This window comes from Streptomyces aurantiacus (assembly GCF_001418335.1).
Classification (GTDB): domain Bacteria; phylum Actinomycetota; class Actinomycetes; order Streptomycetales; family Streptomycetaceae; genus Streptomyces; species Streptomyces aurantiacus.
Genome location: NZ_LIPP01000222.1, coordinates 15,145 through 29,476, shown reverse-complemented (window position 1 = coordinate 29,476; position 14,332 = coordinate 15,145). Strand labels below are relative to the sequence as shown.

The window sequence follows — 14,332 nt, the reverse complement described above, 5'->3', positions numbered from 1 at the left end:
GATGTCCCGCCCCTCTCGGAGGGGCGGGACTCATACGGCGTCCGGTGCAGGGTCAGCGGGTCAGGAGGTCAGGAGGTCAGGCCAGACGTAGTTCCGCGTCCGCCCAGTCCGCGTGGTCGAAGTTGATGCCGTCGCCGCCGTCGGTGACGCGCAGCGTCAGGCGCTGCACTCCACTGACGTCGACGTCGAGCGCGCGAGCGGCGTCCGCGGGGGTCAGCACCTCGGTCCGGGTGAGCAGATGCCCGTCACCCAGCACCTCGAAGACGACCGTGGCCGCGCCGATCACCTCGTCGTCGACGCCCACGTGAGCCCGGAAACGGTCGTACGCGCCACCGATGTCGACGGACACCTCGGCCGTGGCATGCATGCCGAGGCCCTTGTCGTACGTGGTGCCGCGGATGCGCAGGGGACCGCCGTCGCCTTCGGCGTTCTCCCCGTTCGAGGTGTCGCGCTCGACCGGCCCCCAGCCGTTGCGTTCCGCCGTGAACGGCAGATCGCTCACGTAGTCCACTCCCGGCGGTGCGACGAACACCCGTACCGTCCGCTCGTGGCGCAGCGCGGGGACACCGGGTTTCTCGCCCGGAGCCCGGTAGGTGGCGTTCACCACCACATCGTGGTAGCCGTACGCCGCGTCCGCCGGGACGTGCACGGTGGCGCGCGTGGTGAGCGCGGCGCCGGTGGCGAGTTCGTCGGCGTGAGCGCTGCCGTCCGTGACCGTCCACCCTTCGGGAGCGTTCACGCGCACGTCGGCGTCGCGCACCGGGCCGAAGTCCTCCACCTGGAACGTGCCTTCGACCTCAACAGTCGTACCCGGGTCGGCCTGCGCCTTCTGCGGGGTGGCCGACAAGGTGGTCAACGGCATGTGACGCACGGGCCGGTCGCACGTGGTGCGGCCGGGCAGGGCACGGCAGATCAGCGCGGCGAAGCCGCCGCCCGCCGAGGTGGGGACCGTCAGGACGTCGTGGCGGTCGGCGATCCGGGAGTCGCGGACCAGGCCGTCCGGTCCGTCGCGCAGGACGTCAATTCGCCAGTGGCCGGCGCCGAGGAAGTCCAGCGGTACGCGCCGCGTGGCAGGCGCGTCGGCGGCGGTGACGTCGCCGACGAACCAGCGGTTGCCGTGCCGCCGTGCGACGGTCGCCCCGTCACCGGGGTGGCCGGACAGCAGCCGCGTCTCGTCCCAGACGGTCGGTACCTGATCGAGGAACCGTTCGAGCTCCGGACGGGCCCGGTAGGCCCCGACCGAACCGGCGAAGTTCTGGAAACCGGACTCGTACACGACGGACAGGGCCAGTTCCGCGGCCTCCGAGGTGTTGCGGGTGCCGAACTGGAATCCCATGGGCGTGTAGTCCATGGATCCCACCACATTGCGGGTGAAGGGCAGTGTGGTGACGTCGGAGAGGGACACGTTGCCCTGCTCGGCTCCGTACACCGCCTCCATCGACATGACGTGCGGCCAGGTGCGCTGGATGCCGTGCGGGATGGTCGACCCATGGAAGTTGACCAGCAGTTCGCGTTCCGCGGTCGCCTCAAGGATGTCGTCGTACCAGCGGAAGCGCTCCTGCGCGTCCGAGTCCATGAAGTCGATCTTCAGCCCGGCCGCGCCCCACGCCTTGACCGTGTCCAGGGTCTCTTCGCGTTCGGCGGCCGTGTCCAGGTCGGTCCAGTGCATCCACAGCAGGATCTTCACACCACGCCGCTCGGCGTACTTGATGAGCTGCGGCATCCAGTCCTCGGTCTTCCACCCGTCGTCCACCAGCGTGTACTCCCAGCCGTGGGCTGCGCTGTAGTCGACGAACCGCTGCTGGGTCTCCAGGCTGCGCTGGGCCGCGCCGAAGCCGGCCAGCCAGGACCAGGCGACCTTGCCCGGGTGGATCCACCCGGTGTCCGCCACCCGGGAGTCGGGCGCCAGGTCGTCGACGAGGGTGGACTCCGTGACGGTGGCCAGGTCACCGATGACGGCGGTGCGCCACGGGGTGGTCAGCGGGCCCGTCGAAGCGATGCGTTCGTCGGCGAGTTCCACGGTGTAACGGCCGCTTCCGGCGTCGTGCGCGAGACGGCTGCCGGCATAACGACCGTCGACGTCCGACTCCGTGAGCAGGACGTAGGACGCACCGACCCGGAAGAGCGAGGGATACCCGTAGTCGCCCGCCGGGGCGCCCGCGGCGGTGGTCTCGGTGCGGGGCCTTTCGTAGTTGGGCGTGTACGGCATCAGCCACGCCGTCGCCTCGTCCGGCACCTGGAAGGCGGAAGCCTCGCCGAGCACCGTCACCTCGTCGTCGCCGGGCAGGACATAGCGGTAGGCGAACCCGTCGTCCGAGACACGGACGATCAGGTCGAGGCGGTCCCCGCCGTCCTTGGCGAAGGAGAACCGCGCCTCGGTCATCTGAGCCACGCGCCTGCGCTGCTTGCCGGTCGTCGTGGAGTAGCGCTCGGTCACGTTCCGTACGGTGTGGCCACGGAGCCGCAGACCGGTGGTCAGGTCGGCGGCGTCGGTGGTGATGCCGACCGGGGCGGGGTCGAGCACGGTGGCGCCGCCTCGACGGACGCCCAGCGACAAGGTGCCTCGTGCGGCGTCGAGTTGGAGACGCGCGGTCAGGGCGTCACCGGGCTTTCCCGTCCTGTGCGTCACGTTCCACGACGTCGTCGCCGCGCTCTCGGTGACCGCCGCGGCCGGGGGAGTGAGAGTTCCGAGTCCCACGGTGGCGCCCACCGCCGCGGCGAACCACGCCAGCAGTCTGCGTCTGAACCGGTGCGTTCCTGTGTGCACGTAGGCCTCCATCTGCGTCCGAGTACGAGTCCGAGTCCGAGTACGGCAGCGTGGTCGGTTGGCCACTCCCCGAGAGTCCTCCCAGGTCACGAGGTGATGGTGAGGGCCGTGAGCGCGGCGTGGGTTCCGGCCGGGGCGGTGACCCGGAGTGCCACGTAGCGGGCTGCGCTGTCCGTGCGCAGGACTCCCCGCGCCGTCAGCCGTGCCGCGCCCGTGTACGTACGGCCGTCCGTGCTGAACTCGGCCTGCGCCGCCGGGACCCGGCCGCCCCGCCACCGCGTGCGGATCTCCGTGATGTGCCGCTCGGCGCCCAGGTCGACGACCATGCGACCGTCGGGGCCGGGGGTCCACGCGGTGCTCTCGTCCCCGTCGACCGCGGCTTTCGGGTCCGTCATACCGGGCGGCAGGGGTGCGGTCGGGAACGTGGGGCGGCCGAGCGCCAGGTCGGCGAGCGGGTACGCCGTGGCGCGCGGCAGGGTGACCGTGGTCGTACGGCCCGCCCGGACCGTGACGTCGTGGGTCCGGCCCTGCGCGGAGACAGCGACGTGGCAGGAAGGCCCACTGAGTCGCACCGTGCGGCCGTCGACCACTGCGGCGCGCAGACCGACAGGCACGCGCTTCCCGGACAGGACGAAGCGTGCAGGGAGCAACGCGGCGGAAGCGGCGCCCAGTTCGGTCCGAAGGTCGGTGCCCGATTCCGTCACGTCCTGGACACCCGCGTACAGGCGCAGTCCCTCGGAGCGCGAGCCGGGGATCGTCACCGTGGTGGTCACCGGATCCGAGGAGAGGTTGAACAGGCTCAGGTAGTGGTCGGTAAGAGCGGCCTTCACCTGCGCGGACCGTACCGAGGGGCTCTTGCGGGCGGTCGCGGCGCGCAGTTGCTCCGGCGTCGCGCCCGGGAGGCCCTCGACCAGCAGGCCCTCGGCCGGTCCGTCGGAGAGGACGACCGTGTTGCCGTACACCGAGATCGGGTTGGCGCCGCCGCGCACGACGAGACCGGCGCGGCCGTCGATGTCCAGCCAGCCGCCGCGGCTGGTGAGGTCCGCCCGCGGCCAGGCGGCCAGCTCGGTCCATGTCTGTCCGTCGGCCGATCCCTGTACCCGGTACGCGCGGCCCGCCGCGCTCTCCCAGCGCAGCGTCACCCGGTCCACGTCCAGGGCCGCGCCCAGCTCGACGGCGATCCAGCTGTCGGCGCGCGGCCGGTCCGCGCGGGACACCGCCCAACGGGTCGCCCCGTCGCCGTCGACCGCGAGCGCGGGCCCCTTGCCGGGGTCGAAGGAGGACGCGGAGGCCGTCGCCCCGGTGCCGCGCGCCAGGTCGGCGCCCGCGGCTCCGTCGCGTATCTCGAAGGCGTACAGCGAATAGCCGTACGAGGGGTCGGGGCGTGTCCCGAGCATCCGCAGGTGACGGAACCGGCCGCGCGAGAAGGTGAGTTCGTCGACCCGGGAGCCGGTGGGCGTCGGGGCGGCGGCCTGTGCGGCGACCGTCACGCTTCCCTCGGCCGCCCCGTACGTGCGGCTTCCGGCCAGCCCCGGCATCCCGGGCATGTCCAGGTTGTGCACCTCCAGGTGGCCTTCACCGGCGGCCGTACCGGACGTCGCGTACACGACGGCCCCGGACGGCAGCGTGGTGAAGCCCGCATGTCCGGTGTCCAGCGTGAGCAGGCTCGCGCTGCCGTCGAAGCCGTCCCGCAGCCGGGAGTACGCGACGACCGACCGCCCGGTGACCTCGGCGCGGGTGCTCGGCAGGAACATCGGCGTCGTACCGCTGAGCGCGAACAGCCAGTCGTCGTGGGCCGGTTGCCAGGCGAACTTCACGAAACCGGCCTTGCCGACCGACCCGGCCCAGGCGCCGGGCGACTGGTGGGAGAGGAGACCGGGGCCCGGGCCGTAGTCGGCGACGCCGCTCGCCTCCTCGAAGAACTCACCCTGCGACAGGGGCCGTACCGGTGCGCGCCCCGACCGGGCCCGCCACTCGTGGAGCAGATAGCTGATGGCCAGTTCGGCGCGCGCCTCGGGTTCGTACTTGGGCTCGCCCGAGAACTTCGCGAGGCGGTACTGCGGCGGATATGCCTGGTAGGCCTCAAGGCGTTCGGCCAGGGCGATTTCACAGCGGGCGGCGGCGCGGTCCCCGGCCACCTGCGCGAGGAAGGCGAGCGGGATGACGTCGCGGCCGTAGAGGTGTTCGCGGTCGGCGACCATCGGCATCAGCGGCTCGCCCGCGTCGCTCATCACGCCGAGCAGGGTGCGCCACAGCGGCCCGGCGTTGGGCTGCGCGGTGAGCACCTCCGGGAGGGGGCGGCCCGCGGTGAGGAAGTGGACCGCGTTGCGTCCGGAGGTCCGCCAGAGTTCTGCCTGGTAGTGCGGGCCGAACGAGCCGTGGTTCTCGACGATGAACGTGTCGTACAGGTTCTGCGCGGTGTTCTCGCTGACGGCGACCCCGTCCACGCGGGCCGGGTTGGCGAGGTCGGCCGCCGGCAGCCCCGCCTCGTTGCGGCTCCACCGGCCGAAGGCGGCGCGCCAGGCCTCGTACCGGGCGTCGTCACCCGCCCAGGCCAGGCCGGGTGCGAGCGCCTGGGCGTAGACCCCCATCTCCTCCAGTTTGGTGTCGCCCCGGAAACCTCCGTCGAGACCGTGCGGCGACCAGTCGCCGGAGGCGGGGTCGTCACCCGTGCCCAACGCGGCGGTGTACTGCGCCTGTTCGCGGGCGATGGTGTCGACGTCGCGGCGCGTCACCTCGTCGAGGTCGTCCCACAGCAGCCGGGCCGCCAGGACGAAGTAGGACTGGAAGGTGGTGTCGAAGAAGAGTTTCCGGCCCCACTGGGTGCCGCCGGTCAGCCGGTTGGACGCCGCGAAGTGCTTCAGGGTGGCGAGGGTACGGGCGCGCAGGGTGTCCTTGTCGACTCCGGCGCGGTCGGCGTCGTACGGGCCCCGGGTCAGCAGGACGGCGTTGCCGAGCACGACCGCGAAGCCGAAGTCCTTGTCGGTGTAGTGGCCCTGGGCCGCGTCCCACTGCTGTTCGGACCAGTGGGTGTGGGAGAGGAGGACACGGTAGTACGTGTCGGAGACGGGGTCCGTTTCCGACGTTTCCGGACCGGGAGCGGCCACCGAGGCCGAGGCCGAGGTCCGCTTCGACCCCATGACGAGCGGAGAGACGGTCAGGGCGCCGGAAAGGCCGAGCACCTGCATGATGTGACGGCGGGTGAGCCCCGTGACGTGGTGCGGCATGCGGTGCGACCCATTTCCTGTAGACAACGTTGTCAGATGGCCGCCGCCATTCTTCGGGCGTGTGGTGGCCGCGTCAAGAGTCCTGTCGTTTCCCGACGCCGCTCGACGGATGAGGCAGTGGATCTTTCTTGTCGGGGCTGCATCAAGAGGTGGATCACAGGACATACTTCAGGACATAGTTGGGGACGTGTGCGGGCTCCGCGTAATGAGCGGACCACAAGAGGAGGCGTTCGGTGGGGGTTGGCGGCAACGGGCTGGGCAAGATCGAGGTACGGCTCAAGTGGGACCCGAGCCCTGTGGGTGAGTCCCCGCGCCATCTCGACATCGTCGCTGCGACGTACTCCGTGGACGACCCGTTCGGCAGGCCGGTGTACCTCGTGCACTACGACAGCCGCTCGCCGGACGGCACCATCAACATGAGCCGGCACAGCCAGACCGGTCAGGGTTTCGGCTTCGTCGAAGTGATGTCCCTGGAGTTCGAGCGTCTGTCCAGTGCCTACGCACGGGTGGTCGTGGGTGTCGTCATTCACCAGGAGCCGGTGCCCAGGACGTTCGGCGACATGTCGAACGCCGGGATCCTGATCGTCGAGGGTTACGAGGAACTGCTCACCGACGACTTCTCCGGCGTGGCCGGAGCGAGCGCGACGACGCTCGCCGAGTTCGTCCGCGACGACTTGGGCCACTGGAAGATGCACGAGATGATCCGGGGATCCGACAGTGATCCCGCGCGCTTCATGAGCGAGATGGGCGCCGTCCGCCACACCTGACCTGCGGGCCTGACCTGCGGGCCGGCGTCCAAGGCGCACACCGTCATGGCGGCTCTTCCGGCTCTCCTCTCTCCTCCTCTCCCCGTTCTGCGCCCGCTCCGAGGACCGGTCCTCCGGGAAGCGCGGCTCTTCGGATCACTGTCCTCCCGGCAGCGTGGCGTCGCCGGCAGGTGGGTGGTTTTGGATACGCCGACGATATGTGCCGACTCGTAGCCTCGGAGCATGCGTGTACTGATCGTCGAGGACGAGCCCTATCTGGCAGAAGCCATCCGCGACGGCCTGCGTCTGGAAGCGATCGCCGCCGACCTCGCGGGTGACGGCGATGCCGCTCTGGAGCTGCTGAGCGTCAACGCCTACGACATCGCCGTCCTCGACCGGGACATTCCCGGCCCCACCGGCGACGAGATCGCCAGAGGCATCGTCGCCTCCGGCAGCGGTATGCCGATCCTCATGCTCACCGCCGCCGACCGTCTCGACGACAAGGCCACCGGGTTCGAACTCGGCGCCGACGACTACCTCACCAAGCCGTTCGCGCTCCAGGAACTCGTGCTGAGGCTGAGAGCACTCGACCGCAGGCGTGCACACAGCCGGCCGCCCGTGCGAGAGATCGCAGGTCTCCGGCTGGATCCGTTCCGCCGGGAGGTCCACCGCGACGGTCTCCATGTCGCGCTGACCAGGAAGCAGTTCGCGGTGCTCGAAGTGCTGGTCGCCGCCGAGGGCGGGGTCGTCAGTGCCGAGGAGCTCCTGGAGCGGGCGTGGGACGAGAACGCGGACCCCTTCACCAATGCCGTACGCATCACGGTCTCGGCACTGCGCAAGCGGCTCGGCGAACCCTGGGTCATCTCCACGGTGCCGGGCGCCGGGTACCGCATCGACACGCGACCGGAGACCGGGCACGAGGGAGAAGAGCGTGGATAGGACGCCCGGATCGGTGGACAGGACGCCCGGGTCGGTGGACAGGACGCCTGGGCTGAGCGTTCGCTTCAAGCTCACCCTCAGCTACGCCGGATTCCTCATGATCGCCGGCATCCTGCTGCTCGCGGCGGTGTGGGTGTTCCTCCTGCGCTACGTCCCCGATCGCGCGATGCTCATCAACCCCGACGACAGGCCGGCGAACGGTGTTTTCCCCATCCGGTCCGCCCTCCTGGACGTTTTCGCCCCGAGGGCGGCCGCGGTACTGGCGTTCCTGCTGGTCTTCGGTCTCCTGGGAGGGTGGCTCCTCGCCGGCCGCATGCTTGCCCCGCTGACCCGCATCGCGGACGCCACGCGCATGGCCACGAGCGGATCACTCGCCCACCGGATCCGGCTGCCGGGGCGCAAGGACGAGTTCCGCGAACTCGCCGACGCCTTCGACGCGATGCTCACCCGGCTCGAAGCGCACGTCGCCGAACAGCGGAGATTCGCGGCCAACGCCTCCCACGAACTGCGCACCCCGCTGGCGATCTCGCAGGCGCTGCTCGACGTGGCCCGCAACGATCCGACACAGGACCTCGGCGACATCCTCGACCGCCTGCACGTGGTCAACACCCGGGCGATCGACCTCACCGAGGCGCTGCTCGTCCTCAGCCGCGCCGACCAGAGGTCCTTCACCCGCACACCGGTCGACCTGTCCCTGCTCGTGGAAGAGGCCACCGAGACGCTGCTCCCGCTCGCCGAGAAGCGCGGTGTCACCGTCGAGACCTCCGGTGACGTCGCCCCGGCTTTCGGTTCGGCGGCTCTCCTGCTGCAACTGACGACCAACCTCGTGCACAACGCGATCGTGCACAACCTGCCCGAGAAGGGCACGGTGCGGGTCGAGACCGCCGTCGGCCCCGAGACCGTGGTGCTGACGGTCGAGAACAGCGGCGAGAAGCTCTCCCCGCAGTCGGCCTCGACCTTCACCGAGCCGTTCCAGCGCGGCACCGAACGCGTTCGCCGCGACCACGCGGGGGTCGGCCTCGGCCTGGCCATCGTCGAGCGGATCACCGAGGTACACGACGGCTCCCTCACCCTCACCCCTCGCGCTGCGGGCGGACTCCGCATCGCCGTTCGATTGCCCGCCACACCGGCACGTTCCACCGATAGGACGTCTGAGCAGTGAGTGAAGCACTACGAGAAGTTCCGGACGCGCGGCAACAGGCCGACGTCGAGGAGCGCGCCAAGACCCTGGACACGGCGGAGGCCGGGCAGGGCGGCGGTCGCGGGGAAACCAGCCTGAAGGCCTGGCGCGCGCGTATCCGTCGAGTGATCCGCCGGGCGATCCGGCTCCTCTCCCGGCCGGGTCCGTGGAAACGCGGCCTGGTACTCGCGGCGTCGGCGCTGCTCCTCGGGCTGCTCATGCTGCTGCACGCGCGGCTCACGGACCGGGGTGGCCTCGGCAGCCTGGTGGAGACGTTCCTCCCGTGGTTCGGCCTGTTCGTCCCGGTGCTGCTGGCCGGGGCGCTGTGGCGCCGCTCCGCCTCCGCTGTGCTCGCGCTGCTGCTGCCGGCCGTGGCGTGGCTGAGCCTCTTCGGCGGGCTGCTCTTCGACAAGTCCCGGTCGAGTGGCGACCTCACCGTGGTCAGCCACAACGTCGGCGCCGAGAACCCCGACCCGGCCGGCACCGCGCGCGAGCTGGCCGCCGCCGGGGCGGACCTGCTGGCGCTGGAGGAGATGACTCCGCAGGCCACGGTCACGTACGGGAAGGAGCTGGCGAAGGCATACCCGTACCACACGGTGCAGGGCACGGTCGGGCTGTGGAGCAAGCTGCCGCTGTCGGGCACCCGGCCGGTCGACGTCGTGCGCGGCATGGTCGGGCCGCTGGCGAAGACCCGACCGGTCGACGTCTCGGCGGACCCGCCCCGGGCGCTGCGTACCACGGTGGCCACGGCCCATGGGCCGCTGGCGGTGTATGTGGCGCACCTGGGGTCCGTGCGGGTGGTTCCCAGGGACGGCTTCTGGACGGACTCGCGCGACTTCGGCGCGGTCGCGCTGGCCGAAGCCGTCGCCGCCGAGCGGAACGAGCGGGTGGTGGTGCTCGGCGACATGAACGGCACCACGGACGACCGCGCGCTCGACGGCCTCACCTCGCAGCTGCACTCGGCCCACGAAGAGGCCGGCGCCGGTTTCGGCTTCAGCTGGCCGGCGTCGTTCCCGATGGCGCGGATCGACCAGATCCTGGTCAGGGGAGTGGAACCCGAGAGTTCCTGGGTGCTGCCGTCCACCGGCAGCGACCACTTGCCGGTGGCGGCGGGAATCAGTTGGTGAACCGCGCGACAGGTCGCCCGCCGCCGGAGGCGGGCGCTGAGCGGTGGCCCGGAGTGCGGTCCGCAGGTCCGGAGGGGTCAGAGCGGCAGAGCGACGACGTCGTACGGTGCGGTCTCCGGGGACGGGATGCCGACGCGGGCGTTGGGCAGGTAGAGGCGATTGCCGAAACGAGCGACGCTCGTCGGTAGGTCGAAGCGGGGGTCGGTGCGTTGTTCCATCAGGCGGCCGGTGGTGCCGGTCGCGTTGAGCCGCACCACGGACAGGACGTTGGTTCCTCCCTGCACCACGTACAGAGTCCGGCCGATGAGGAGTATTCCGTCAGCGCCGATGAGGGTCTTGCCTCCGAGGCGGACCTGTGTTGCGACGCCGCTGGTCGGGTCGACCCGGTGGAGTCGGCCAGTGTTGGACTGGGCGACCAGCAACGCGCGGCGGTCTGGGGTGAGTTCGATGCCGCTGGCGTTCCACCCCTCGTGATAGGTGATGTCACCGCTGAGCGGGATACGCGGGTGCCATACGGCTGGCCGTGAACGTGCCGCACTTCCCCGGCACCGCGGGACACGCCGCAGTGGCCGAGGCCGCCGACCTGCTGCGTGGCTGCGGCCCGGCGCTGGACGGCTTGCGCGTAAAGGCTTTACAGCTTCCTTGCAACGATGTAAACACCTGCTTGCAGCGATTCATGAACGGCTTCTCAGGTACCGAGTTCTGGACAACGTTGTCTGCAAGTTCTGCAAGTTGTCTGCAGTTGTCTGCCACTGGTCTCACCCCACGGAGGTTCTTGTGACTGTCCGATCCACCGGGTTCGTCGCCAAGTCCTTAGCCACGCTGCTCGTCGGCGGTCTCGTGGCGATGTTCTCGCCTACCACCGCCGTCGCGGCGCCCGAGTACTCGACCTCCGAGGCCGGCAACCCCTTCGTCGACGGCTGGTACGCGGACCCCGACATCGCGGTCTACGACGGCAAGTACTGGGTCTACCCCACGGCGTCCAAGGCCTACGCGGAGCAGACCTACCTCGACGCGTTCTCCTCGACCGACCTGGTCCACTGGACCAAGCACAGCAACATCCTGAAGGCGGCGGACGTCTCCTGGGCCAAGTACGCGGTGTGGGCCCCGGCGCCGGTCGAGCGAGGCGGCAAGTACTACCTGTACTTCGCCGCGAACGACATCCAGAACAACTCCCAGCTGGGCGGCATCGGCGTGGCAGTCGCCGACCGTCCGGAGGGCCCTTACAAGGACGCCCTCGGCAAGCCGTTGATCTCGCAGTTCCACAACGGAGCCCAGCCGATCGACCAGGACGTGTTCATCGACGACGACGGCCAGGCGTACATGTACTACGGGGGCTGGCACCACTCCAACGTCGTCAAGCTCAACCCGGACATGACCAGTCTGGGCACGTTCGACGACGGATCCACCTACAAGGAGATCACCCCGGAGAACTACACCGAGGGCTCCTACATGTTCAAGCGCAACGGCAAGTACTACTTCATGTGGTCGGAGGGCGGCTGGACCGGCCCCGACTACTCGGTGTCGTACGCCATGGCCGACTCGCCGACCGGCCCCTTCACGAAGATCGACAAAGTGCTCGCCCAGGACCCCGCGGTAGCCAAGGGCTCCGGCCACAACTCCGTCGTCAACGTTCCGGGCACCGACACCTGGTACATCGTCTACCACCGCCGTCCGCTCAGTGAGAGTGACGGCAACCACCGCCAACTGGCCTACGACCGCATGTACTTCAACCCTGACGGCACCATCAGGCGTATCGCGATGCAGGTGAAGGACAACTTCGCCGACAACAACGCGCTGGGCTGGAAGACGTACGGCGGGACGTGGTCGGCCGGCGGCGGACAGTACCGGGTGGGGCGCGGTCTGGGCGGCAAGGCGCTGCTCGACACCGACTTCGCCGACTTCACCTACGACGCCGACGTCACCGTCACCTCGGGTGGCGGGGACGCGGGCCTGACGTTCAGAGTGAGCAGCCCGGCGGTCGGTTGGGACAGCTACTCGGGTTACTACGCGGGCATCAGTCCGAGCGGCAAGGTGGTCCTCGGCCGGGCGAACGGCTCCTGGACCGAACTGGCGACCGCCCGCACGGCCGTCGGCTCCAACTCGGCCCACCGCATGCGTGTCACCGCAGTCGGTTCTTCGATCAAGGTGTTCGTCGACGACATGACGACGCCCAAGATCTCCGTCAGCGACGGCACTTACCGCAGCGGGGCGAACGGCGTCCGGGTCTTCGACACCGCGGCCTCCTTCGACAACGTGGCCATCGCGCCTGCCGGGTGAGCGGCGTCCGGTGACGCGCGGGACCCTGACGCGGACAGGAATGTCGGCGAGCCGGCGGTCGACCTGAACGTGAACTCCCGTGCAAATGAGGCCTGTTGGGTGTGACCGAGCGTAGGCGCCGGTGTACCGGACTTGGCGCCTACGCGAACCCACCGTTGCTCATCAGTAGCTGACCGTTGATCCACTCGCCTTCCCTGGAGCACAGGAAGTCCACCAGGTGCGCGGTGTCCTGCGGAGTGCCCAGCCGACCGAGCGGCGTGCCGCGGACGCAGTGCTCCCGGACCTCCTCGGGCATCCAGCCGGTGTCGACCGGCCCGGGATTGATCACGTTGGCGGTCACGCCGAGGTGCCCGAGTTCGCGGGCGGCGGCCAGCGTGATGCGGTCCAGGGCTCCCTTGCTCGCCCCATAGGGCAGGTTGCCGACGGTGTGATCACTGGTGAGGCTGATGATCCGGCCGGTTCCCCGTTCTGCGGCGAAGCGGCGTCCGAACTCGCGGATGAGCAGCCAGGTGGCGCGCGCGTTGACGGCGAAGTGCCGGTCGAAACTCTCGACGGTGGTGTCCAACAGCCCGGAGTCGACGGATTCGCAGTGGCACATCACAAGCGCGGTGACACCGCCCATCCGTTCTTCGACCTGCTCGAAGACGCGTGCCGAGGTGTCGGGGTCGGCGAGATCCCCCTCGATCGCGGTGACGGACACACCGTGTTCGGCGAGTGCGCGGCTGATCGCCTCGGTCGCGCCGGGCTCGCTGCCCCAGCTCATACGGTCGTCGTAGGGGGCCCAGTAGGTAAACGCGATGTCCCAGCCCGATGCGGCCAGCCGACGGGCGACGCCGGCACCGATACCGACGGTACGGCCCACGCCGGTGATCAGCGCGAGCGGACGGTCGCCCGGAGCGCCCTGCCCGTGGGCGGGCCGGCCATGATCGATGTTCGGCGTCACGGTCAGGAATGGTTCACGAACGGCACCGGGGCGTCAATGGCTTTTCCTGCGACGCCGCGGCAGACGACAGGGGTGGGCGGGCGTGCCGCAGGGTCGGCCGACAGCGATCATCGGCACAGGCCCTGCTCAGGCGCCCGCGTGAGATCGTCTGTGCCAGCTCGATCGCCCAGCAGGCGGGACAGCCGCGTAGCGCCACGGCACCTCCGGGCGCCAGCAGCAAGCCGAACAGGCCGACGACGGGAACCAACGCGACCGATCCGGCGAGCAGCCCGAAACCGATGATTCCCCTCACCAGGTGAGCGGGCACGGACCTACTGGCGAACGACCTCTCGCTCGGCACGACCGGAGTGTTCATTCGGGTGTGCTCCCGTTCTGACGGTTCAGGCCGGCGCGCACGGCGGCGCGGGCACGGTGCAGTCGGGACTTCATCGCGGTGGTGCTGAGCCCGAGGGACCTGGCCACAGCACCTCCCGGCAGGCCCTGGACGTCACGCATGATCAGCACCCGGCGCTGGTCGGCGGGCAACGACGCGATGGCCGCCGTCACCCGCTCGATCTCCAGCTTGCCCAGTACGTCATCCTCGGCCGAGGGAATGACCACCTCGGGACTCGGTTCGTGGCGATGCACCATGGCTCGCGCTCGACGCAGACATTCGTGGCGCACGATCTGGAACATCCATGAGGCGAGGGCTCCCGCCGCCCGTAGCGTTCCGATCTTCCGAAACAGAACGATCATGGCTTCCTGTGCCGCGTCCTCTGCGTCCTGGCTGCTCGCACAGAGCGTGAACGCGAAGCGCCGCACATGAGGATGCGCACCGGAGACCAACGCGGCGATCGAGGCCTCGTCTCCGTTCTGGGCCGCGGCAACGAGTTCGTCCCCCGGCCACGAGGACCTCGCGGAACTAGGGCCCTTCTGATGGATNNTCCATCAGAAGGGCCCTAGCCACGCGAACCTGCCCTCCTACGCAGGAACAGCACGCAACCACACACCAGCACAGCCGCGACCACGACGGCGACCATTGCTACGATCATGGGAACCTCCCTCGACGTGCCGACCTTGAGGCCCGCATGTCCATAAGAGGAGCCGGCTGGGAAAAGGATTCGCATTCCGCCGTGACTCCGCG

Annotated in this window: 10 protein-coding genes; 5 read left to right on the top strand and 5 right to left on the bottom strand. The window is 69.8% G+C overall.

What is annotated here, in order from left to right; genetic code table 11:
- Nucleotides 1-76: 76 nt before the first annotated feature.
- A complete protein-coding gene (locus AOK01_RS27030; protein WP_079103782.1) occupies nt 77-2,779 on the bottom strand; it encodes an NPCBM/NEW2 domain-containing protein in 2,703 nt (900 codons plus the stop codon).
- A gap of 74 nt (nt 2,780-2,853) precedes the next feature.
- Nucleotides 2,854-5,994: a discoidin domain-containing protein gene (locus AOK01_RS27025; RefSeq protein ID WP_055516155.1), complete on the bottom strand. Its 3,141-nt coding sequence runs from the start codon at nt 5,992-5,994 to the stop codon at nt 2,854-2,856.
- Between the two features lie 233 nt (nt 5,995-6,227).
- Between AOK01_RS27025 and AOK01_RS27020 the strand changes: the two genes are divergently transcribed.
- From AOK01_RS27020 to AOK01_RS27005, 4 genes are all read left to right on the top strand, one after another.
- Nucleotides 6,228-6,761, top strand: coding sequence for a TerD family protein (locus AOK01_RS27020; protein WP_055516153.1), 534 nt, complete (start codon nt 6,228-6,230; stop codon nt 6,759-6,761).
- 222 nt (nt 6,762-6,983) lie between these two features.
- Nucleotides 6,984-7,679, top strand: a complete 696-nt coding sequence (locus AOK01_RS27015; RefSeq protein ID WP_055516151.1) for a response regulator transcription factor — start codon at nt 6,984-6,986, stop codon at nt 7,677-7,679.
- 34 nt (nt 7,680-7,713) lie between these two features.
- Complete coding sequence (locus AOK01_RS27010) at nt 7,714-8,841, top strand: sensor histidine kinase (RefSeq protein ID WP_055516149.1); 1,128 nt, start codon at nt 7,714-7,716, stop codon at nt 8,839-8,841.
- Nucleotides 8,838-9,986, top strand: coding sequence for an endonuclease/exonuclease/phosphatase family protein (locus AOK01_RS27005; RefSeq protein ID WP_245702431.1), 1,149 nt, complete (start codon nt 8,838-8,840; stop codon nt 9,984-9,986). Before AOK01_RS27010 ends, AOK01_RS27005 begins: the two co-directional genes overlap by 4 nt.
- A 77-nt stretch (nt 9,987-10,063) precedes the next feature.
- Here the strand turns inward: AOK01_RS27005 and AOK01_RS27000 are convergent, their stop codons facing one another.
- Nucleotides 10,064-10,408 (bottom strand): hypothetical protein, encoded by a 345-nt coding sequence (locus AOK01_RS27000; RefSeq protein ID WP_055516147.1) that lies wholly within the window; start codon nt 10,406-10,408, stop codon nt 10,064-10,066.
- Between the two features lie 355 nt (nt 10,409-10,763).
- Here AOK01_RS27000 and AOK01_RS26995 point away from each other — a divergent pair, with 355 nt between their 5' ends.
- Nucleotides 10,764-12,266, top strand: coding sequence for a family 43 glycosylhydrolase (locus AOK01_RS26995; RefSeq protein WP_063792871.1), 1,503 nt, complete (start codon nt 10,764-10,766; stop codon nt 12,264-12,266).
- A gap of 139 nt (nt 12,267-12,405) precedes the next feature.
- Here the strand turns inward: AOK01_RS26995 and AOK01_RS26990 are convergent, their stop codons facing one another.
- The gene (locus AOK01_RS26990) at nt 12,406-13,209 is read right to left on the bottom strand and encodes an SDR family oxidoreductase (RefSeq protein ID WP_055516145.1); all 804 of its coding nucleotides are present in this window, start codon (nt 13,207-13,209) and stop codon (nt 12,406-12,408) included.
- A gap of 351 nt (nt 13,210-13,560) precedes the next feature.
- Complete coding sequence (locus AOK01_RS26985; protein ID WP_079103780.1) at nt 13,561-14,130, bottom strand: RNA polymerase sigma factor; 570 nt, start codon at nt 14,128-14,130, stop codon at nt 13,561-13,563.
- Nucleotides 14,131-14,332: the final 202 nt, after the last annotated feature.